At 45.0% G+C, this 22323-nt stretch carries 24 protein-coding genes and 1 pseudogene; 5 read left to right on the top strand and 20 right to left on the bottom strand.

Annotation, left to right across the window (positions count from 1 at the left end; genetic code table 11):
* The gene (locus ADS79_RS11815) at positions 1-573 is read right to left on the bottom strand and encodes a bifunctional transcriptional activator/DNA repair enzyme AdaA (RefSeq protein WP_049738600.1); all 573 of its coding nucleotides are present in this window, start codon (positions 571-573) and stop codon (positions 1-3) included.
* Between the two features lie 149 nt (positions 574-722).
* Entirely contained in the window at positions 723-1241 is a 519-nt protein-coding gene (locus ADS79_RS11810) for a DinB family protein (RefSeq protein WP_049738599.1), read from the bottom strand.
* Between the two features lie 401 nt (positions 1242-1642).
* Between ADS79_RS11810 and ADS79_RS11805 the strand changes: the two genes are divergently transcribed.
* Complete coding sequence (locus ADS79_RS11805) at positions 1643-2176, top strand: TetR/AcrR family transcriptional regulator (protein WP_049738598.1); 534 nt, start codon at positions 1643-1645, stop codon at positions 2174-2176.
* A gap of 73 nt (positions 2177-2249) precedes the next feature.
* Here the strand turns inward: ADS79_RS11805 and ADS79_RS11800 are convergent, their stop codons facing one another.
* The 8 genes from ADS79_RS11800 to ADS79_RS11765 all read right to left on the bottom strand — a co-directional run bounded on the left by ADS79_RS11800 (position 2250) and on the right by ADS79_RS11765 (position 11449).
* A complete protein-coding gene (locus ADS79_RS11800; protein ID WP_084765818.1) occupies positions 2250-3650 on the bottom strand; it encodes an APC family permease in 1401 nt (466 codons plus the stop codon).
* Between the two features lie 220 nt (positions 3651-3870).
* Positions 3871-5328, bottom strand: coding sequence for an aldehyde dehydrogenase (gene aldA / locus ADS79_RS11795; RefSeq protein WP_049738597.1), 1458 nt, complete (start codon positions 5326-5328; stop codon positions 3871-3873).
* 60 nt (positions 5329-5388) lie between these two features.
* Positions 5389-6519 carry an aromatic ring-hydroxylating oxygenase subunit alpha gene (locus tag ADS79_RS11790; RefSeq protein WP_049738596.1) on the bottom strand — a complete coding sequence of 377 codons (1131 nt, stop codon included), beginning with the start codon at positions 6517-6519 and terminating at the stop codon, positions 5389-5391.
* A 303-nt stretch (positions 6520-6822) separates the two neighbouring features.
* Positions 6823-7245 (bottom strand): SRPBCC family protein, encoded by a 423-nt coding sequence (locus tag ADS79_RS11785; RefSeq protein WP_049738595.1) that lies wholly within the window; start codon positions 7243-7245, stop codon positions 6823-6825.
* The gene (locus tag ADS79_RS11780; RefSeq protein WP_049738594.1) at positions 7242-7571 is read right to left on the bottom strand and encodes an ArsR/SmtB family transcription factor; all 330 of its coding nucleotides are present in this window, start codon (positions 7569-7571) and stop codon (positions 7242-7244) included. Before ADS79_RS11780 ends, ADS79_RS11785 begins: the two co-directional genes overlap by 4 nt.
* Before the next feature lie 65 nt (positions 7572-7636).
* Complete coding sequence (locus ADS79_RS11775) at positions 7637-8059, bottom strand: DoxX family protein (protein ID WP_049738593.1); 423 nt, start codon at positions 8057-8059, stop codon at positions 7637-7639.
* Between the two features lie 989 nt (positions 8060-9048).
* The gene (locus ADS79_RS11770; RefSeq protein WP_049738592.1) at positions 9049-10872 is read right to left on the bottom strand and encodes an alpha/beta fold hydrolase; all 1824 of its coding nucleotides are present in this window, start codon (positions 10870-10872) and stop codon (positions 9049-9051) included.
* A gap of 70 nt (positions 10873-10942) precedes the next feature.
* Positions 10943-11449 (bottom strand): TetR/AcrR family transcriptional regulator, encoded by a 507-nt coding sequence (locus tag ADS79_RS11765; protein ID WP_236699981.1) that lies wholly within the window; start codon positions 11447-11449, stop codon positions 10943-10945.
* 439 nt (positions 11450-11888) lie between these two features.
* Between ADS79_RS11765 and ADS79_RS36085 the strand changes: the two genes are divergently transcribed.
* Positions 11889-12380 (top strand): EVE domain-containing protein, encoded by a 492-nt coding sequence (locus ADS79_RS36085; RefSeq protein ID WP_236699954.1) that lies wholly within the window; start codon positions 11889-11891, stop codon positions 12378-12380.
* A 418-nt stretch (positions 12381-12798) separates the two neighbouring features.
* Here the strand turns inward: ADS79_RS36085 and ADS79_RS11755 are convergent, their stop codons facing one another.
* Genes ADS79_RS11755 through ADS79_RS11735 form a run of 5 tightly spaced genes read right to left on the bottom strand, consistent with a single transcriptional unit; the run spans position 12799 to position 15111 of the window.
* Complete coding sequence (locus ADS79_RS11755) at positions 12799-13095, bottom strand: spore coat protein (protein WP_049738591.1); 297 nt, start codon at positions 13093-13095, stop codon at positions 12799-12801.
* Positions 13096-13105: 10 nt separating this feature from the next.
* Positions 13106-13306 (bottom strand): hypothetical protein, encoded by a 201-nt coding sequence (locus ADS79_RS11750; RefSeq protein ID WP_049738590.1) that lies wholly within the window; start codon positions 13304-13306, stop codon positions 13106-13108.
* A gap of 30 nt (positions 13307-13336) precedes the next feature.
* Positions 13337-14473: a zinc-dependent alcohol dehydrogenase gene (locus ADS79_RS11745; protein WP_049738589.1), complete on the bottom strand. Its 1137-nt coding sequence runs from the start codon at positions 14471-14473 to the stop codon at positions 13337-13339.
* Positions 14470-14856 (bottom strand): spore coat protein, encoded by a 387-nt coding sequence (locus ADS79_RS11740; RefSeq protein WP_049738588.1) that lies wholly within the window; start codon positions 14854-14856, stop codon positions 14470-14472. Before ADS79_RS11740 ends, ADS79_RS11745 begins: the two co-directional genes overlap by 4 nt.
* Positions 14857-14868: 12 nt before the next feature.
* A complete protein-coding gene (locus ADS79_RS11735) occupies positions 14869-15111 on the bottom strand; it encodes a hypothetical protein (RefSeq protein ID WP_049738587.1) in 243 nt (80 codons plus the stop codon).
* Between the two features lie 192 nt (positions 15112-15303).
* Here ADS79_RS11735 and ADS79_RS11730 point away from each other — a divergent pair, with 192 nt between their 5' ends.
* The gene (locus ADS79_RS11730; RefSeq protein WP_049738586.1) at positions 15304-15594 is read left to right on the top strand and encodes a hypothetical protein; all 291 of its coding nucleotides are present in this window, start codon (positions 15304-15306) and stop codon (positions 15592-15594) included.
* A 116-nt stretch (positions 15595-15710) separates the two neighbouring features.
* On the opposite strand, the gene ADS79_RS34310 is transcribed toward ADS79_RS11730, so the two are convergent.
* The gene (locus ADS79_RS34310) at positions 15711-16121 is read right to left on the bottom strand and encodes a CBO0543 family protein (protein ID WP_236699953.1); all 411 of its coding nucleotides are present in this window, start codon (positions 16119-16121) and stop codon (positions 15711-15713) included.
* Positions 16122-16212: 91 nt separating this feature from the next.
* Positions 16213-16542 carry a CBO0543 family protein gene (locus ADS79_RS11725; RefSeq protein ID WP_304363558.1) on the bottom strand — a complete coding sequence of 110 codons (330 nt, stop codon included), beginning with the start codon at positions 16540-16542 and terminating at the stop codon, positions 16213-16215.
* A 384-nt stretch (positions 16543-16926) separates the two neighbouring features.
* Here ADS79_RS11725 and ADS79_RS11720 point away from each other — a divergent pair, with 384 nt between their 5' ends.
* Both ADS79_RS11720 and ADS79_RS11715 read left to right on the top strand, forming a co-directional pair.
* Positions 16927-18021, top strand: coding sequence for an L-dopachrome tautomerase-related protein (locus ADS79_RS11720; protein ID WP_049738584.1), 1095 nt, complete (start codon positions 16927-16929; stop codon positions 18019-18021).
* Positions 18022-18295: 274 nt separating this feature from the next.
* Positions 18296-18787, top strand: coding sequence for a hypothetical protein (locus tag ADS79_RS11715; protein ID WP_049738583.1), 492 nt, complete (start codon positions 18296-18298; stop codon positions 18785-18787).
* A gap of 305 nt (positions 18788-19092) precedes the next feature.
* Here the strand turns inward: ADS79_RS11715 and ADS79_RS11710 are convergent.
* The 3 genes and pseudogenes from ADS79_RS11710 to ADS79_RS11700 all read right to left on the bottom strand — a co-directional run.
* Positions 19093-20232: pseudogene (locus ADS79_RS11710) on the bottom strand (IS110 family RNA-guided transposase); the annotation flags it as partial.
* Positions 20233-20589: 357 nt separating this feature from the next.
* Positions 20590-21081 (bottom strand): hypothetical protein, encoded by a 492-nt coding sequence (locus tag ADS79_RS11705; protein ID WP_049738582.1) that lies wholly within the window; start codon positions 21079-21081, stop codon positions 20590-20592.
* 239 nt (positions 21082-21320) lie between these two features.
* Positions 21321-22250: a DMT family transporter gene (locus tag ADS79_RS11700; protein WP_049738581.1), complete on the bottom strand. Its 930-nt coding sequence runs from the start codon at positions 22248-22250 to the stop codon at positions 21321-21323.
* Positions 22251-22323: the final 73 nt, after the last annotated feature.

Below are 22323 nucleotides of genomic sequence, written 5' to 3'. Positions count from 1 at the left end.
TCAGCTTGCTCCCTCCTCCCTCGCCTTTTTGCGATATTCTCCTGGTGAGCATAATTTTCCTTTGCGAAAGGCGTGATAAAAATGGGACGGGCTTTGGAACCCCACCTCGTAGCATACTTCCAGATTCGATAAGCTTGTGGTGCTAATCAGATGGGCGGCTTTATCCACTCGGATTTTTTCCAAATAAGAACGTGGGGTCTCTGCTGTGTGCTGTTTAAACAATCGCTCTAGGTAAAAAGCGCTGAGTCCTACATGTCTCGCAATATCTTCGAGAACGACTTTTTGCTTGTACGAGTCAATCAAAAATGTCTTTACCTGTGAAACGACGCTCATTTGTGGCGTTTGATTGGAATCCGGCTGACATCTTTTACACGCTCGAAAGCCTGCCGCCTCTACTTCTTTTCTCTCCTGATAGAACAAGACGTTTTCTTTCTTTGGCTTTCGAGAGCGACAGGATGGGCGACAGTATATTTTGGTTGTTTTGACGGCAGTCAGGAACACGTCATCGTATGCGCTGTCACAGGCAAGAATGATCTCCCATTTTTCATCAAAAGTCAGCTGGAGCTGCTCCATTGTATTTCCCTCCCGTCCTGTTACGTCTCCCACTTTACCAAGGATCAGTCACGGTTTCATCTTCATTCTTGCTATTATGGTCATGGAAATAGAAAAAAAGCCACCTAGGCAACAGGCAGCTCTACAGAAACAAAATGATCCGATCCAGCTTATACCGACAAGTATTTTTCCTTCAACACCTGAACGTGATGCTTTTCATGCCCTGTCAGTACATAAGCAATCGCTCTCGCAGACACCTTGGCATTGCCTAAATTGCCGGTGTTTGTCCAAGCCTCCTGGGGCACACCACGTAATAGGGTCAGCGTGGCTTGACGTACAGCCGTGAATTCTTCCAGCAGGTCAGACAGATTGCGCTCATGAAAACGGGCTGCTTTCACATAGGCCTCCTGATCAAAGCCAAATAGCTGTGCCTGCTCTCCCCTGGCGAAGCTGAGAACACGATAGCTCATGATGCGTTCCGTTTCGATGATGTGACCCAGCACCTCTTTGACCGTCCACTTGTCCGGGGCATAACGATCATCTCCCTGATTTTCCTCTAGGGAAGAGAGCAAAGAGACTGTTTCTTTCATTTGCTCCGACAGAATTACAGACAAATCGCCTTCTGGTACTTGATCAATATAAATAAAATAATAGCCGCTTGCTTCATCGCGGGTAGGTCTACTAAGCATATGGCTGTCCTCCTCCTACTGTTTGTATTCCCAATTATAGCATTGCGCCAGTCAAATCATCATTATAGGTTGAAAAATCAGAACATTTCTGGTAGGAGGATCTCTTTCCATGGAGGTTGCAAAAGCGATTGCCGCTGGATTTTCCTTCGAGGATATGAACACGACGATTCACGATCTTATCCACTACTATTTGGATCAAAATCGATAAAATCCGTAACCCCGCTCTCGCATTTTAGGAGGCGGGGTTTCCCTTTCATTTTACACACATGTTATAATCTGGACACAGACATCTGGTAAACACGTCTCTCTTAATGGTATGCATTGAATTACATAGAATGGAATGATATCATTATCTCAATACCGTCTGGTCGGTATTTCTCATTATTGGAGGCTTGATTCTTTTGAAAAAAAAGATCCAGAACGACGAACTCTTAAACGCCGTATCACGAATTATTAACACCAAGGGAGTCTCTTACCTCACGCTGGAGAATGTCGCGAATGAAGCCGGAGTAAGCAAAGGCGGCCTGTTGCATTACTTTCCGAACAAAAAGGCGCTGATTGAGGGCGGTATCACTTCTGTAATCGAGAAATACACAGAAAATTTAGAGAAAAGCTCTCAAAAGGATTCCGATCCTGGTCATACACTCCGCGCCTATATCGAGGTCTCCATGCATGACCCTGATCAATTAACCGCGGGTTTGCTCGCTGCCATTGCCACTGATCCCGAGCTGCTCAAGCCTTTGCAAGACCATTATGCTGTCTGGCAGCGCCATGTCGAAAATGATGGACTGGACCCCGTGTTCGCAACGATCATCCGACTCGCCATAGATGGCCTATGGTTCTGCGATATGTTCGGCTTGACCTCTGTGGAACCAGAGCTGCGCGAAAAAGTCTTGAACGAGCTTGTTGCCTTGACTCGGAAGGATCAGTTGTAATCTAGGGTGAATGCCAGGAAAAAGGATAACCATCCCTGCTACTAAACAGGCTGGTTATCCTTTGTTTGATGGATCAGGTCAAATTCATTTTGGGCTGAGTCGTATCGGCCGACAAGCTGGAGGAGTCAAGCTCTTCCTCTTTTTTATCCATAGCAAGGGTAGGCGCAGGTTTTTTAAATCCATTCGTCAGGAAAATGAGCATCACGAAGCCACAGGAAACCCAGACAACACCAAGAATCAGAGCAATTCTACTAATGTTAAACCACATCGCGGCTATAAACAGGATACCAATCAAAGGGAACACGAGATGAAAAATAATCCCTTTCCATGACCTCGTTTTATTCTCAATGAAGTAATGCTTGATTACACAGAGGTTGACAAACGTAAAAGCAGTGTACGCACCAAAGCTGATGATGGAAGCGACCTGATCCAAGGTTAGAAAAACGGCATTCATGCCAAGCGCTCCGATAAGCAAAATGTTGTAGATCGGAATACCGCTTTTTGGATGTAAATAGCCAAATATTTTTCGCGGTATCACATTATCTCGCCCCATCGCAAACAGTAAGCGAGAGATGCTCATCTGTGCCGATATTCCCCCCACGAGACAGCTGGCAATCACCACACCTAAAAACAAGGACGAAAAGAGAATTCCCCCGATTTGTTGCGCGATTTCAAAAGCTGCACCATCCGGGCTTGCAAACACAGAAATATTCGGAAATGCCGATTGCATGAAATATGTTAGGATGACGTACAGGATACCAATAAACACAGCCAGTGAAATCATGACTTTGGGAATGGTTTTGGTGGGATTGTGTGTTTCTTCTGCCAGCGTGCTGACAGCGTCAAACCCGATAAAGGTATAAGCAAGAATCACTGCCCCTGACAATAAGGTCGGCCAGGTCAAGGTCGATGAGTAAAACGCCTGGAAAGAAAAAAGCTGTGCCGGGTCCTGCGTCAACTGATATTTGATCAGCAGTGCAATGAAAATCGCGATCGTAATCAGTTGAACAATGATGAGAAGGGTTGTAAACGAAACCGCTACCTTGACGTTGAATACGTTGGCTAGCGTCATGGTCAGCATAATCGCCACTACCCAGACCCACAACGGCACTTGCGGGAACAGTGGCTCCAAATAAATCGTGACGGATAGCACATAGGTAAACGGCAGAAACAAGTAATCGAACAAGGTCGTCCATCCGACTAAAAAGCCCGTATTTGAGTGAAACGTTTGCTGTACATAGGTGTACGCTGAACCCGCTCGCGGAAAGACCTTCGACATTTTGGCATAGCTCAGCACTGTGAAAAAAATAGCAATCGCAGCAAAGGCGTAAACAGCTGGAACATGTCCATTTGTAATGCCTGCTGCAATACCGTAGACAAAGAACGCAGAAGTCGGCACCAAGAGCCCGATCCCCAATATGAATACGCTAAAAAAGCCTAGCGACCTTTTGAGCCCACCCGCTTCACTATTCATCGCACATCATCCCCTTTTGGAAAATCTTGTAAAATAAACAAAATATTTTGGTAAGTGGTAATATTCTGAATGAATAAGTCGTGCAGCTACAAAAGAAAGCGATATCATTTTTGGAAACAGCAAAGGGGCGCATACAAACTCTGAATGGGTGCTTACACTGCATATTCAGGAGTTGGATACGGCCCCTATGTATCAAAGCCTACGATTTCAGTTTCTCGTTCTATTTTTTACCTTGATTATATTGTAGATAAACAACATGAGTTTGCAAGTACTCTTCTAAGCCATGCTTGCCATCTGCTCCACCAATCCCGGATTTCTTCCAACCTGCATGGAAGCCTTGAATGGCTTCAAAGTTTTCACGATTGATATACGTTTCTCCGAATTGCAGCTCGTTGCTAGCCCGCATCGCTACATCGATATTTTGCGTGTAAATCGACGAGGTCAAACCGTATTCGCAGTGATTCGCCAGCTCAATTGCCTCATCCAGATCAGAGAAGGTGGCAATGGGTAAAACTGGGCCAAAAATCTCTTCTTGCATGATTTCCATCTCGTTTGTTACGTTTACGAGCACGGTTGGCTCATAGTAGTAGCCGACATCTCCTGCTCTTTTTCCGCCTGTCAGCAGTTTTGCACCCGCAGCAATGGCTCGTTTTACCTGGTTGTCTACGGATTCAAGAGCACCTTTATTCACAAGTGGCCCCATATCAATGTCTCTGTCTACCAACGGATTTCCGTACTTGGTTTGTTCCATCGCCTTGACGATTTTTTCGATAAATTCCTCCGCGATCCTCTCGTGTACGTAAACACGCTCAGCACAATTGCACACTTGTCCGGTATTAATGACACGGGATGCAACAATGGACTTGACCGCCAGATCGATATCTGCATCATCCATGACAATGGCTGGTGCCTTGCCCCCCAGCTCCAACGATACTTTCGTGATGTTTTCCGCTGCTGCACGCATGACTGCCGCCCCTGCTGCGTAGCTGCCTGTCAAGCTGACCATGCCCACTTTCGGATTGGCAGAAAGCTCATTGCCCAGCACTCGGCCGCTGCCTGTTACGATGTTGATGACACCTTTGGGCAGACCCGCCTTTTCCACGATTTTTGCAAACTCGATTGCATTGTTCGGAGATTCGTCGCTTGGCTTAATCACAATCGTATTTCCTGTAATCAGCGCTGGTGCCGCTTTGCGAGCGATGAGAAAGAATGGGAAGTTCCACGGCAGAATACCTGCGATTACTCCGACCGGCTGCTTGAAGACAAAAATATTTTCGTTTCGTCGGTCACTCTGAACAATCTCGCCCTCATATCTTCTCGCCCACTCTGCCATGTAGTCGATGTAATCGGCTGTAAAATGGACCTCAACCTCAGCGAGAGCAAGCGTCTTCCCCATTTCCTCTGAAATCGTACGCGCTAAGTCATCGACGTTTTCACGAATTTCTTTGGAGATGGCACGCAGGTGGGCAGCACGCTCAATCGGCGCCAGCTTCGCCCAGCCTTTTTGTGCACGTTCTGCTGCCTCAATCGCTCTGCGTACGTCTTCGACTGTTCCTTTTGGTACTTCCGAGATGACTTCTTCTGTCGCAGGATTGATGACTAGGGTTGTCTCCTGTGAGCTGGAGTCGACGAACTCACCATCGATAAACATTTGGTACTTTTTCGTTGCGATTTGCATGCGACTTGCCCCTTTCGTTTTTTCGCTTGTAGAATTATTTTTCGATTATTCAGTCATATGTTAACGAGCGTTTAACGCCTGTAACACCAAGCCCTGGAAATGATGAAGAGCGTGTTCACTGATATCTCCCGTTCTTTCCTCATCAACGATCAGGCGTCCACCCGCATATCCTTTTGATTTCAGCCCTTTGTGCACCGCTTCGCAAATCGAAATATCTTCGGGGTTCAAAACGTTTTTCATATAATTGATGCCTGCCCAGCCTTCTTCCGTTGGCTCTTTGTCCAGGAAGTAAAAGTCAAAATACTCGATGGTCGTATCCGGTCCAGTCGGCATGATATGAAAGATTTGCAGCGCTGTTTCCCCTGGATTCGCATTAAACATGGTCAGCGGCCAGAGCCAGTAGGCAATAAAATTTTGGTTGCCGCCATTCGGATCAATTTTGTAAGCGACCTTTCCGTCTGAGTTGCCCATCGGCGCTGTATGGGATGAATAGTAGTCGTAGATGTAGGACTTATAGTTTTTCAAGTCAATCAGATCACACAAAGCGGGGTGTGTATGACTGCAATGGTTGCATTCCAGAAAGTTGTCGATGACTACTTTCCAGTTGGCTTTGACCTCGAATTTCAGACGGTGGGAGAACGTCAGCTTATCCAGCTCAGGGATGTAGCGCTTCAGGTCTTGCTCCAACCCGTTGTACATTACGTGTGCCGGCTGTGCATCCCTATCCAGATTGAAGAAAATCAGATTCGCATATTCCTCTACCCGCACAGGAGTAAGGCAGTGCTCCTTGTGGTCGAATCCTTTTACCTTGTCAGCACCGCGCCCTTTGATCAGCTCTCCGTCCATCTGGAAAGTCCAGGCGTGGTAAGGACAGACGATTGTCGTTTTTTTTCCTTCCCCCTCCAATAATTGGTGACCGCGGTGAGGGCACACATTATAAAACGCTTTCAATTGATTGTCTTTGGTTCTCGTAATGAGTACTTCCTGATCCAAAATCGCGTACGTAAAATAAGAGCCTGGCTGTCTCAGCTTTTCCGCGTGACAGGCGAAAATCCAGTTTTTAAAGAAGATGGCTTCCCGCTCTATTTCAAAAATTTGAGGGTCCGTGTAATACGGTGCCGTCAAAGCATAAGATTGCTCCGGGTCAGAATGGAATTTGTGGGGAAATGGTGCCACCTTTGTGTTTAACATGCTTTTGACCTCCTGATCATTTGATATTTCCAAACCATCCAGACGGTTTATATACATAACATACCATCCGGACGGTTTTTATGCAACAGTTTTAATTTAATAAATTTTCAAAATTTAATCTTCGTTTTTATCAACGGCTGCAATCACAATTCATGTTCGATGTGCTTTGCCAGGATTGGCTATGGTCAAATCGCGCGGTGAGTCGCAACATTCTTCTTTTCATAGGCAGCAGACATAAAAAAAGATGACCCCTAATGAATTCAAGGGTCATCTCCTGGAGGTACATCGTTCGTACCGATTCTCTTATTGTTCCAGCACCTTTTCAAGCTCACCGCACCATTTACTCCAGCCATACTTCGCTCCACCCAGTGCTTGCGCATTCGAAATTCCCGTTTGTTCAAGATGAAGGTTAACTTCTCCTTCTCCTAAATCCTTCAGCGTCCAGGTAACTGTGTGCTTCTCTCCTCCACTGGCCCACGTATAGGACAAGCGGTTTGGTTCGTCTACGATCAGTACTTCACCGTCAATAATTCCATCCCAGTATTCGGAAGGCTGTGTACGGAACTGAAATTGGTGTCCTACGACAGGTTTAAAATTGTTTTCCATCGCCTGGCCGGTTTGGTTATTAACCACCCATTTAGCAAGCTTGTTTGAATCGGTTAATGCAGACCAAAGCTTCTCCATTGATGTCTTGTATTGAAAATCCAAGGATAATGTTAAGCTCATTCTTCTTCCTCCTCCAATAGTTGGCCCAAGCGAACCATATTTGCACTCCAGAACCTGTTGTAGAAGGCCACCCAGTCTTGAACTTCTCTTAGTGGAGAGGCGTTTAGCCTAAATCGCGTTTCTCTGCCTACTTTTCGGTCCAGTACCAGCCCTGCTTCTTTTAGGATCGTCAAATGCTTGGATACCGCTGTACGCCCCATTTGAAATTGTACAGTTAATTCATGAAGCGGTATCTCTTCTGCCTCTGCTAACAGCTGAATCAGCTTGCGTCTAGTTGGATCTGCAATCGCGTCAAAAATATCCCTCGACTGGTTGCTCTCGCTCACGACACTCCCTCCAAAATCTTTTTCTATTTGTGGTACGAAGGGACAGCCGTTTCTTCACCACCTCCCTAAAGTTTACAGCTCGCCGGACGCAACGTCCACGAGACGATATTTAGTGCCGAATAAAAAAGCGGAAGAATGATAGCAAACCCGTAATCACCATAATCACTGGCAAACATATGAGAGATGGCTGCACCAGTCATTAAAAAGAAGATGCCTGCATGAACCCATTCTTTAAGCCGAGGAAATCCTGGCACGACGAGAGCGATGGCTCCAAGCACTTTCCATATCCCGAGAATAGTCAAGACGTATGAAGGGTAACCAAGCTTTGTCACTAATTCGAGGTTCCCCCCAAATTGCATCAATTGACCGATACCACTTAACATAACCGATGCTGCGAGTAGTAATGTGACCGTCCAATACGCAATCATTTTTCCACGGGGCTGTGCTCCTATCTGCGAAGTTAATTCCGCACTGATCACCTTGCTCATTTTTTCCTCCTCCTACATGGTTTTCAAGAGAGTCTTCTTCAGGCTCCAATCTTCCAAATTATGAGCCTTTAATTGGACACCAAATGGTGACACTTCGATAATACGACACCTTTTGGTGTCATGTCAATTCCATTTGTTAGCACTACAAAAATTCCGAAGTCATCGTTTTTGCCCCTAGACTGTACACTACAAATTATGTTTTAGACCCCAAAACCACTTTGCTACATGGATCTGTTGGAAGGTTATTCCATTAACTTTTTATTAATCCGGACGGAATGACTTCTTACTTTTTAAAATGGCATAAAGCCAATGAACTAGCTTATTCGCGCATGCTACTAGTGCCACTTTATGAGGCTTTAACGAAGAGAAGATGCTAAACGACATCCCTCATTTCATTTCACTAAATATGGTTGCTTAGTTAAGGTAGCTTACTCTTGATGGTTCTTTGATAACACCAAGACAACTGAAGCACGGATGAGTCGGAACTGAACTAAAGTGCGGACAAAGATCCTGTCGTGCAGCATATCTGACCTCCACCTCGTGGGAAGGTTGATTGAAGGAATGTGGAAGCGTAGACTCTGTGAGACATGGGAGGGTTGACCTCCATGAGAGAGAGTGGAGATCCTTAAGTGCGACCATACTTTACCTGAGTAACCACTTTTTACTGACAAGTGGCTAGGTAGGAGCACTTTTGCGATTTCCTCAACCCCAGGATTTTCTTCTGTTTCAACATGGTTCCAAGCAAGAGTTGTCTTTTAGATTTGAATTCCAAGAAATCGTGAGATTTCGAGAGTATTCAGGAGAACAAAGAAACCTCATAGAGGGAGATTAGTTCAACATTAAACAATTAAAGAGACCACCCCGTTTTAAGGCGATCTCCAATTATTACCTCTATAACATAACTATGAGTCATTAATCGTGTCTATATTTAGAAGTGGCTAAACGCTATGAGTGCAAAACAGGACGATGTGCATTTTCAAAGTGGTCATTTACGAAAAAATCGAGCTTTTAAACCAATCTGCCACGAGAAGCGGAGCTTCGATCGGGAATTGATGGCCGTAAGGAAGCGAATCAATGTCGAAGCGGCGGAACGGTGCCGGAAGACGAAACTCGCCGTCCCGCTCGCCCCGCAATAGTCGAACTTTGTCCGGATTCCAGATTTCTGGCCGCAGCCTGAATGAACTGGTTTGCGTGAGAAGAGACATCGCCCAAGCGTTGGTATGGCGAATGCGCGACGATTTAAGATCACGGATCATTGCCTCGACATATCGTTCCATACCCTCGCCCCCATTGGTGAAATCACCGCCCTTCCGCAGTTCACTTTCAATAGAATACGGATTGATGCACTTTAAGATCTTGTCGGTTATCGTAGCATACCGATACTTGGTCGATACGGGGTGCAGGACGGGCTGCAGCAGCACTAGCTTCCGAATGCGAGGTTCTATCCGCTCCATGACCATAGCAGCGATCAGCCCGCCGAACGAATGGCCAGCCAACATAACCGGCTCCTCCAGTTCAAGAATGAGCTCTGTGACTGCCTCTACGCAGTCCTCAATTAAGGATGAGCCACGAGGAATTGGCGAACGGCCAAAACCTGGAAAATCCACCAGGATCGAACGGTGGCCGTTCAGTCGTTCGGCAATGGGCATAAGCCGGTCAGCGCTACTGAACGTACCGTGCAGTAATACAAGTGGCGGACCTTCGCACGTCCGTTCTAACGTGATGATTTTGGATCTTCTCTTCTGCATGAACCCTTCCGACGCTGTGAATGCCGGGTGGGATAGCCGAAAGTCAAGATCGGCGATCACGAAAGGGAAGGTGTCTTTTGTCAAAGAAGTGCGTTTTCCGTGCATATCCTCGATGGTCGTTTTCGAACTAACCGAGAAGTCACGATTCACAATAAAATTCATTGATTCGGATGGGATGCCTAAGCGTTCTCCTATGGCCGCGCCGAGTGCAGTTTTGAGCATCGCTGGCGGGACGCTTCCAATCGGCCTCATCGTGCGCAGCTCGGTGGCGATGGTACTGATTAGCGCGCTCATGGTTGGACTATCGCTCCGGGGATCCAACAAATAATACGTATTGCTGGCGATGTCATCCGTGCGAACGAGATTGGCTACGAACGAAGCGACATGATCCAGATGCACCATAGGCAGCCAGTGTTTGTCTCCGCCGGGCACGAGGGGCATCAGGTTTCTGCGAACGGCGTCCACCAAGATCCCCAGTCCACCGAGCTGTTCCGTCTTGCCAGTAACAGAGTCGCCAATCACAGTACTTGGGTTTACCGTGGATAATGGGATCGCGTGCTTGTGGAGCGCTTTACGAAGGTAGGCGTCCGCTTGAAACTTAGATCGTTCGTAGGGAGGAGCATGCCGTAGCGCGGCATCTTGGTCTGTTAACCCGTTCTCTTCGTTGTACGGGCTCATATACCCGACGATATGAATAAATTGTTTGAGCCTTCTGTTCCGATGAATTTGCACAGCTAATTCGGCTAGCTCCTTTGATGGTAGAAGAAACGCACGCTCCGCTTCCGCCGCATTCAGTCGAATGTTCATGGGACCACCCGCGTGAATGATCAAATCGACATCGGTCAGTAGCTCGTAATCGGCCGAACTCATGCCGAGACGTGGTAGCGATAAGTCCCCAACGATCGGTTTGATCCTTTGTTGTAGACTTGAAGGCAACTGTTCGATTACCGGGTAGAATCGCGATAAGTCACGCGCCAATGCATACACCTCGTGCCCTTCAGTTGTAACCTCTGCCAATATGGCTTTGCCGATGAAGCCTGTGGCCCCTGTTAGAAAAATTTTCATAAGAATTCCTCCTTGGTTTTTAACTTAGTACTAATCGGTACTAATTAATCCAAAAAAAACGCCTAAGCGATTAACGCTTAAGCATAAGCATGGACACAAGCCCATGACGCAGCTCCTCCAACAATCTGGGACGTGCACATGCCTTTGCGACGAACAGCGCTCCCTCGACGGACGTTACGATCAGCGCCGCTGTTGCCGCCGTCGGCATATTTTGGGAGAGCTCTCCTCTTTGCTGACCGAACTCAAGCAGACGCTCCACCCCGATTAATTGCCAATCGAAGAAAGCTTTGATTTTCGCGGCGACTTCTTCGGAGACGTGAGCCGTTTGTGTATACAGGGTCAGGAATGGGCAGCCCCCCAGAATATCCTGCTGCTCCTGATGATCCGCAAACAGGCGCAGCATTCGGTCCAAGCGATCCGGAATAGACAACTCGTCTTGCGACAATACAAGAGAGATTTGCCGATCATACCGATCGATTAATTGGTCGACGATGGCGATTAGAAGCTCTTCTTTGTTTTTGTAATGATAATAGATGTTGGTTTTTGACACGTTACTGACGGTGACGATGTCGTCCATGCTCGTCAACTGATACCCTCGGGTTAGGAATAGCGACGCAGCCACCTGAAGCACCGTTTCTTTGTTGGACACACGAGATTGATTATTTTTCATATTTAGTACTATACAGTACTAGAAAATAAGAGTCAAGCCTGACGTTTCTCATTCGGGTCTGAGCTGTTTGGAGAAGTAAAAGCAGAGAACTGCATTACAGAAAAAAATAGGCACTCGTAATTGAACTAACGTGGAACGATAGATTAACATAAATGAAGCTGAAAAATGTATAACGCTACTGACAAGATGGTGTCAGTAGCGTTTTTATATCGTTACATCAGATGATTATTAGAGAGTTTTTTTTGCTTATCGAAATGCGCTCTCGTCATCATATTCTGCAAATGGACTGTTTCAAAATTTTTAAACATGTAACCCATGAATCATGGAGAAAGAAGGGACAGTAACGATGACGATCAATCTAAAACACCAGCAAAGCCGCTACTGGATTGGAGTTGTATCTGCTTCTCACGTAAAAATGGGGGTGCAGGGTGAATTCGCACAGCTCTGCCATGGCAAGTCGACACCATTACGGCGGATGTCATCAAATGATTGGTTGATATACTACTCTCCACGAAAGGACTTGTCGAGGGGAGAGGTGCTTCATTCCCTGGACGCATTGGTCTTCAGGATTATTGAAAAAATGCGGGAATGGAGTGACTGTTCAGGAAACATTGAACGTCGCTTAGTACCTACAGGGGTTACTTTAACAGTTGAACCAGTCAATAAAACGCCTAGAGAGTGGGCTGAGCGCACCTATACAAATATCCAACAGTGGACTGAACTGCCTAAAGGTGGCCACTTTGCTGCATTCGAAGAGACAGAGTTGTTAGCCGAGGAGATTCGTGCTTTCTTTCGCCCAATACGCCAGAAGATGGGAAGGTTTAGCGTTGAGGTTTAGGATAGATCATCTTATACAGTATTTCGGTTATAGACAGTGAGGTGAAACGTATTATATGGTAGATCACTACGCTAACGGGTTTGATAGTTAAATTAGTCAGTCTAAAACTTTATTATCTCGGTACATCAGACGTTATCATCAAAGATTGGCAACATAAGATTACTTATAGAGAAGGATAGACGTGAGAGCAGAGATCCACAGAGTGCGTGGCGATGACAATCAGAAGCAAGACGAACGAGGGAACGCTTGTTCAAGTTGTTTGTGACGAAGCCAAAATAAGTGCGAAGCGTGTCTGCCCTTATTGTATTGTTGGATTCTTGACACGGGGAACATTTTATTCTCTAAAGTCTTCGGCTAAAATCAAAAACGCGCCTAAAACCATAGTGGTTTTGCGCGTTTTGTCGGGACGAATACCGTGTCAGGACGGAGTGTTCATAGCGGTCTGAATATTTTTCAGATCGAGCTTAATTTGCTCCGGAATATGGTAGGGATGGTATAGGCCCCGCTGCATCATGTAGTTTGTTATCTTTTCATGGGAGTCTATAGCTTCGTCGAGCTGTTTCATCAAAATTTGCTTGATTTCGGGGGTGGCACATTCGGTTACGGCCATGGCGTAGTTTCTGACTCCGCTCTTGGCGTTCATCAAAAAATCCATTGCGATCACGTCGTCGGTCAGCGTTTGAAGCCCTGTCATGTGTTCTAATATTGTGTTCATGTTATATCTCCTATAGGGTCATTTTAGACAGCACTCCACCGAGCTCCTGAAGCTGCTGCTGAGATAATTGCACGTCTTGCTGCAAAATTTGTAAGAGCTCCGGGTCGGTTACCAGAGCTTGCATGGTTTTGGATTTGGTCATGCAAACAGTCTTGAACGCAGCCATCTCATGAACCTCCAGCATCTCATGCAAGGCGTAATTGGAATTCATTTGATTTTCCTCCCATTTATTTATCTATATTCAAGGCTTTAAGAGGACTTTGATGCAATCGTCCGTTTTCGTATCGAACACTTCATAGCCGCGCTTGGCCTCGCTGAGCGGAATGACGTGCGTGACAATGTCTCCAGGGTCCACTTTCCCCGACGTAACCAACTCGTACATATACGGCATATAATGAATGACAGGAGCTTGTCCAGAACGGATATTCACGTTGCGCTGCATGATGTCGCCCAACGGGAATCCGTTATAGCGTCCGCCGTATACCCCAGTGACTTGGATGGTCCCGCCTTTGCGGACAGCCTGAGACGCAATGATAAATGCGCTCATGGTGCCGCCTTGCAGTTTCAAACCGCTGGCTAGAAATTCGAGATCGCTCATCTTACCGTCCATTCCTACCGCATCAATTACGACATCGGCGCCGCCTTTGGTCATTTCCTTGAGATTGTTGCCGATATTCTTATCATGCTCGAAGTTTACGATTTCCACATTGTTCGTTCGCTTCGCATGCTGTAAACGGTAATCGACATAGTCAACGGCGATTACCCGCTTTGCTCCCTTCAGCCAACAGAATTTCTGGGCTAGAAGTCCGACCGGGCCGCAGCCGAGCACGATGACCGTATCTCCATTCTTTACGCCCGCGTTATCTACGCTCCAGAATGCCGTCGTCATTGCATCGGCGATCAAGCTTAGCTTTTCATCCGGTTGTTCGCAGTTTTCGGGAATCTTGAAGTGGGTGAAATTTGCGAACGGGACTCGTAAGTACTCGGCTTGCCCACCAGGGTATCCGCCGGTCGTTCCGGAGTAGCCGAAATATGCCCCCATATCCCCGTGTTCGTTTGACTTGTCACATTGGCTTTCCAGCTGATTTTTGCAAAAAAAGCATTCTCCGCATGCGATGTTGAACGGGATGATCACACGGTCACCTTTCTTTACCTTTGTCACGCCGGGGCCAATTTCTTCTACGATCCCCATCGGTTCATGCCCGATAACATAATTCTCCTGAAGGTTAGGAATCATCCCGTGAATAAGGTGAAGGTCAGAACCACAAATGGCGGTACTGGTGATCTTGACTATCATATCGTCCGGTTTCTCAATCTTCGGATCCGGTACCTCTTTGACCACGACATTTTTAATCCCTTGGTACGTTACCGCCTTCATGCATTATGTCCTCCAATATGTTCATCTGGGGTACGATCAAACATCCCTTTACGTGACGTATCTTCCGGGAACAAATTCATCTGCCCGATCATCGCCGTATTTTTCGCCGAAAGCTGGTCGAGTTGGTACTGTTCGTTCAGCTCGTAAGGATGGAACCATTTTTTGCGAATCATGAGTTCCGTGATTTCTTGGTGCATCGCAATCCCCTGCTTAAGATGATTGCGCAGCAGAGCTCTTACATCCGGAGAAGACGTTTCCGTCAGGGCGATGGACAAATTTCGCACACCCTCCTTGGCACGAAGAAGGAAGTCCATTGCAAAAGTCATATCTGCCATTTCCGGCATATTTAATGAATTAATCGGGTCTAGATAATCAGTATTCATTTGCGTTCCCCTTTAATGTGTTATAGGTGTGGGGCTATTCGGAACAGGCGCTTGGAAAGGAGCTCTCGCGTAGATTGCTTGCAGCTCGGCGATCTGTTGTGTGGATTGAAATACATCTTTCTGCATTAACGCTTTTAGCTCTTGGTCAAAAACCAAGCCTTGCAAAAGTTTTGACTTAGCCAGGCAGAGCGTTTTAAAGTTTAACGCTTCATGCAGTTCGATCGATTCGTGCAGTGCTAGCGTTGGAGTATTCATTGAAAAATTATTCCCTCCTTTTTTCATCAACGTTAGATTCTCCGACTCATCGGATCTTAATACTAAAAATGATTGCCGGAGATGTGGGGTCCGGATATTTCCCATGCAGTCGTAAGAATATAAAAAAAATCTCAACCGCATACTTATTTCTGTTTAAGTTATTGATCTTTGCTCAAGGAAGGAGGACTCACCTTGCCAAATGAAAACAAAATCAATCTAGCCACCGAAAATGTAAGAAAACCGGCAGAAGGTACACTTAACTCGAGCGGCAATACGCTGAAGCAGCATGCATCTAACGCGGTTTCTGAGGCGCAAACGGCTTTAAATCAGGCGATAAGCTCGATAAGTGAATCTAATTCGGCAACAAATTCACAAGCTTTGGAGACAGCCAGGCAGCAATTGACCCAAGCAGAGGAATTTTTAGATCAAGCGCAAACTTCAGCAAACGCATTACGTCTGCCGGACCAGCGCAGCGAATCATGACAAGCGAAAGGGAGGCCCTTAAGGGGCCTCCCTATTATTACGGGTTGGTCGTTAAAATGATGACGATCTTCAGCACTACAGCGCAAGCTGGGAGACGTCTTCGGAGAACCCCATATTTAAGAACGTGTCGTACTGGCTGCGTTCTTTTGTTTTGCAGCTTCCACTCGTGTCATGGTTTCGAAGTAGATCACACAGAACACTCGAGTCATCAGGAATGTGAGAACAATCGTGGCCCATGACCAAAACCAGTTCCAACGAACATACCAAATCAGATCGGTATATTGTTCGATAAGCACCTCGACCACCGTCAGTACAGTAGTGAATAATACATAATAGCCGAATTGAATCCAGCGCCTCCGATGGGACGGATAATAGGCGTTAAACACCGCGCATGTCATCGGATAAGCCATATATTCATAGGAGAAGCTGGTCCGGCTAACGTCGGCAAGCTCCCTTACGGGATAGGCGAGAAGTTGGAGTTCGACCACGGCATGACCGAAAATACACGTAATCCACTGTTTGAACAAATAAGCGCCAATCGCCAATCGACGTTTAGAGAATCAATAACTAATGAAAGGATCCACACGGAAATGATGATCCCATATTGCAGTTGCAAACTCATTGCTCGCTCGCTTCCTTCTTGAAAACTTTGCGATCTCTAAAGAACCAGCGCGCTAGGCCGTGGACGGATAGGAATATAATCGATAACACGATCGCCATCAAACTCCAGTGAAAATGTACATAATTGACCAATTCGGTATTTGCGGCTAGCAACCCATCAATTAAGGTGAGCAGTGAAATCCAGGCGGCAAAGTAAAAACACTTCGTCAAATTATTCTCACGAGGTCTGTAGATGTAATAAAGACCGCTCGCAACAGGCGTCCACACCACTTTGAACGCGATATTCAAATCCGAAGATTTGGGAAATTCACGCAACGGGTAGGCCACCAAATCAAAGAACGAGCAGCAGTTCTACCGTCCATACCACAGCCTGACACGCAAGAAAGCACATCACGAATTCATGAGCTTTCACTTTTGGAACAAGGAAATAGATGGTGGCCACGCACACAAACCAGAATAGCAGCAATAATTTCGTTCCATGTCCATGGCCAGAGCTTGTACAAGGAAGGAGATCCTATGCATAGTGTACTTCTTTTTATTCATACTCTCGTTGGCGGTGATACTCAGGCAAAAACACAACACCATTTACTCGTTGTCCGTCATAGACACAAACTTGCAGGGTTCCCGTAATAATATTTTATTATCCAGGCACTTGAACCACATTCAGTCATATATAGGTGATAGCAGTTCGAACCTATTGAGGAGGATTTTATACAAGTGATGTTACCGAGTGAAAAGTATTTCGGTAAGTTTGAGGCGGTTTTTTTATTTTACGGAGCCATGCCTACAGGCGTAACTGTTTCTGAAACCGGACGTATTTTCATTTGCTTTCCGAAATGGGGAGACGACGTTAAATTTACGGTGGCTGAAATCGTTCACGATACATTACTGCCTTATCCTAGTTTAAACGCTAATGTGGTAAGCCCATCGAATATCACAACGTCCTTCATTAGTGTCCAAAGTGTCGTTGCTGATGGAAATGGAACGCTTTGGGTATTGGATACAGGAGCTCCTAATTTCTCAGAACCTATCAAAGGGGGGGCGAAGTTAGTCGCTGTAGATTTAAATTCAAATACAATAAGAAGTGTATATACATTTACGGAAGAAGTTGTCCTGCCAACCACTTATCTAAATGATGTCCGATTTGATTTTCGTGTTGGTAAAGCAGGTTATGCTTATATAACGGATTCGTCTTCCCGAGGACCAGGAGCCATTATTGTCGTTGATTTAGAAACGGGTTATGCTTGGAGACGGTTAAACGGGGCAATTTCAACTTCGCCCGATCTCTTTCTCTTACCGAAAGTTGAAGGTAAAATCCTGATGAATCGAAACAAAGACGGATCTACTTCACCCTTTAGATTGGCATCCGATGGTGTAGCGATTTCCCCGGACGGCAAGATGTTGTATTTCTGTCCTCTCTCCAGTCGTCATCTGTACTCGATTTCATCGGAAGCCCTAAGAGACCGAACGATACCGGATATGAATTTACAGTATCACGTGAAGTATTGGGGAGAAAAAGGTGCTTCAGATGGAATGATCACCGATGCAAAAGGAAACGTTTACGCTGGAGATTATGAAAACAATAGTATTCGAAAGATATTGTCAAATGGAATAATGGAAACCATCGCACATGATCCAAGAATTTTATGGCCGGATACTTTTTCTATTGGTCCAGATCAATACTTATATTTCATCGTGAACCAATTACATCGGCAGGCAAGATTTCATTATGGAAATGACCTGCGGCAGAAGCCTTATAGTTTACTCCGTATGAAAATAGACGAACCACCTGCTCCTACCTTTTAATAAAAATTTCACTTTACAAAGTTCAATCTATTTGCATAGAAAATGTATTTTATGACTTTATGGTTATTAAGAATTTGGAGGCTGCCCCTCGGCAGCCTGTTCAGCTAACGGGATCGATAACCAAAAACACACCACGACAAAGCTGCCGCGATGATGATCGGCAGCTTTGTTACGCTAACTGGCAGTTATGCTTAATAACATTGACCAATTTATGGTAAAATCGATATACTTTTCTAAAAACCATACAAATAAAGGAGATTACCATGGAGGATCAATGGGTGATTTAATGAGGTGTGTTTCTTTTATTTTCCTAATACTGTGTTTTCTTATAAGTGGATGTAGTGGTGGCACTCATATCGATAAAAGAAGTAAATCAATGCTCTATGAGTTCACTGAACCTTTTAGATTCCCATTTGAAGTTAATGATGTTCGGACAGAGATCGCAATTGATAATCCTGATTCACTCCAACAATACGTATTTCATTATAAAAACAAGCAGACTAAACAAGAAATAAATTACATTTTAAGCAAGGTTATTGATAAACCAGAAGAAATATCAAAACAAGGCAAGCAGCTTGTGAAACTTAAAAATGGAGAACAAGCGTATTACGAAGAAGACGAGACGAGCCAATTAATATGGTGGGACGGCGAAAATGGTTTTTTAGCTCGATTTGTTTATTACATCAACGGTAATCGCGAGCAATTAGGTAGTAATAAATTAGCTCAATCCGACCTAATAGACTTAATTAATCAGGTTCAAAAGTAAGGTTGGTTCCCCTTAAATTATTCGGTCACAATTAAACTAGCAGGTACAATAGCGGTACAAACACAAACAGAGGCTGCCGGTGTTAATACTGGCAGCCTTTGCTAAACTATACCAGCTAATAGCTTGTCAACATTCCCAGCTTAGTAATTATAAATCATGTGGTATAGTGAAAAATAAGCATGACAAATAACCTCCCAATTTGAGATCTGTTGGAAGGTTATACCATTAACTTTTTATTAATCCGGACGGAATGACTTCTTACTTTTTAAAATGGCATAAAGCCAATGAACTAGCTTATTCGCTCATGCTACTAATGCCACTTTATGAGGCTTTCCTTCAGCTCTTTTGTGGTCGTAAAACTCCTTTATCCGAGTATTGCGAGAGCGGATAAGCCCACATTGGACAGCCATTACTAGCGCGTACCGAAGCTGCCGAGAACCACGTTTTGTGATTCGATTTCGAGTTGCGGTGAACTTTCCTGAAGCAAAAACACTCGGGTCTATGCCAGCGAAGGCGACCAGCTTCTTTGGGTGATCAAATCGGTCGATTTCACCAATTTCCGATAAAATTGTTGCCGCAATTTTATGGCCAATACCGGGAATCGACTGGATTAAATCATACTCTTCAATCTCTTTAGCCAGGGCATCTATGTTCTGTTCCAATTCAGCAAGATGCTCCTGGTATTGAAGAATAAGGGTGATAAGGATTTTTAGATTAATTAAGTGGCTTGAGTACATCGTTTACTGGAATGGATTTTGTTTTGCCGCATCCAGCAACCTTTGAACTCGCTCGTTAATCCAATCTTCTGATCGACCACGTTTTGAAGAAAGTAGAAGACTGATCTTGGATTTTAGCGTTGTTGAATCGGTTTGAATCACTGAATATGATGTTGGAAACTCGTATAAAAACCGTAGTGAAACACTTGAATACATAGCACCGAAGACGCCTTTATAAGCAGGGAAAACTTGATCCAAAACGGCTTGGAATTGCAACTTTGTTTGCACACACATCTTAGAAAAGGCCTCGTATTGCCGCGTTAGATAGCCCAGATTAAGCAACTGAACTCCCCTTTTTTTGAAAGGTTCGAATTCTTCCCTATAGTGTAATTCGCCCAAAAGATAAGCATCAGCAGCATCCGTTTTCACCTTACGAAGATTAGATTTTCTAAGGCGGTTTGAAATGAGCGGATTGATAACAATGAATAAATAGTGATGCTCTTCTAAGAACTGAACCACTGGGCTTTGGAAATGCCCAGTCGCTTCAAGAATCAGTGTAGGGCGCTTTCCAGATACAAGCTCAACGTCACGAATCGCTTGAAGCAGTTTTTCGAGACCTTCCTGCGTATGTGCAAAGTGAAAAGTCCTTTTGTACGGTTTTCCTCGGTCTAAAAAAGCTTGACCATGACTTTCTTCTTTAGAGATATCTAACCCGATAACTGGATTCATCCAATCCCTCCTTGATGTAAATTTACCGGTAGCCTCTATGAATCTTCTTGTCGCTCCACAGCATCGCATGTGATACGGGATATTTGTCCCAACCAGCCTCAATCATGGTCATGACAAGTAGAGGTGAACATTATAGCGCTCGGGATCAAGTCCCACGGGCAGTTGCGTTCGACCCGGCTACCTTAATCCTCAGAGCAAATGCAAAAAGGATCAACCAGAAAGAACTGGTTGATCACATAATACGACGGGCAGATTAGCTGAGGATGAAGTTTTTCTGATTCAAACACAAAAAACTCGCCCAAAATGAACGAGTTTTTTATACCTAATCTTATGGCAAATAACAAATTAGAATAACTTCTAACACAAAACGATGATTCTATAGGGGATGGTTTGGGCTGGGATACTTCTTGTGGCAGCTCCATAGATAACAATTAGATCTCGGTTCACGGGGCTTCTAGAAAAGGGTTGCCCATTTGTTAACACGATTTGGGTATTTGGAGAAATATTTACTTGTAATTGCCCGTCATTACTCACCATCTGACTATTAAAATGATCTACTTTTACATTCTGGAATGAGCTGTATTTTACCATGACAAGTGCTCGATATTGTGGAGGATAAATAAAAGGAACAGGCGCATTCCCATCATAATATCCAGTTACGTGATCTCCTATTGCCACCATTACATGGTCTACAAAGTAGGTTGTCGGTGAAACTACGAAATTAACTGATGCTCCCGAACCGTTATCTACAGATATTAATTTATAACAGCCTTCCCCTTCACCATTTTGCCCTATGATGAAATCACTAATCATTGTAACGGTCCCCTCAAAAGAATAGAAATGAATCATGCAAATACCTCCATTGCTTAAAGGCAGGTAGTGGGCCTATTGTTAATGTTTATCAAACAAAGATCTATTCAGTACCAAAAAGTGATTTTTGCCCATGACTTTTTGTAATCAACATTGAAGGGTGTTCATCTAACAGGTTCGTTCAATCACAACAGCGCAAGTCCCTTCTCTCCATAAAAAAAGAAAGGGACTTTTGCTTCCCCTTCTCTCCAATCTTCTCCCATGCTTTTCTGTTTGAGTTACCGATGATGACTTACATTCCCCATCACGTTTTGCTTCTTGACCAGTAGCTGCTTCAAATTAGAAAGATTAATCAAGACAATTCCGATGATAATCGTTATGCCCCCTACGAGAGACATAACGGATAGCGGCTCATGATAAAACATGACCCCTAGACTGAGCGCAATTAACGGGGAAATGTAGAGCCACGTCGCTGGAAAGACAGGATTTGTCTTGGCGACCAGCCAATAAAAAATCGTATGGCCCATCATCGACCCGACAAAAATCAAGTAAACAAGCGAAATGATTGCAGATGGCGTACCCATCGACTGCACATGCACGTTCTCCGTGAACAACGACAAAATGAGCAGCAGTGCTCCCCCATATATCATTTGGGCAGCATTCAGGGCAATCGGCGAACTATCTTGAAATCGTTGAATGACGCTGCGGGAATATACCGTCCCCACCGAGTAAAAGACTTGACCGAACAGCACAGTCGCGCAGCCCATCAGCCAAACGGAGCTAAATGTAATCGTTAGTCCAGGTAAAAGCATCAAAATAACACCTGCAAGTCCAACCAGACAGCCGATCCAAGAAATCGCGGGAAGACTTTTTCGCGTAATCGTGGTTTGAAGCAGTAGAATCATCAGTGGAGCGGTTGCTGACAAAACAGCTGCAATCCCTGAGCTCAAATACTGTTCGGCCCAATACAAGGTCGCAAAAACTCCAAAGGTCAAAGCGAATCCTGTGAGGAACATCTCTTTTTTGAGTAACAGCGATAGGCTCGCTTTCCCTCTCCACACCATGAAGACAAATAAAATCACACCTGCTAGAAAAAAGCGAATGCCCGCTGAGAAAAAGGGCGGCGCCCCCGCATCAATTCCTACTTTAATTGCCAAAAAAGTCGTTCCAAAGATCAGACACATGATGATGTAATTGAACAGGACCATTTCCTACTCCTCCTTTTCACCATCATAAAGGGGTAGACACAGAACAGATGAAAGAAAACAGAACAGATTGAAT

It is taken from the genome of Brevibacillus reuszeri, assembly GCF_001187725.1.
Classification (GTDB): Bacteria; Bacillota; Bacilli; order Brevibacillales; family Brevibacillaceae; genus Brevibacillus; species Brevibacillus reuszeri.
Note: the sequence above shows the minus strand (reverse complement) of the source record. Positions and strands in the feature narration are given on the sequence as shown.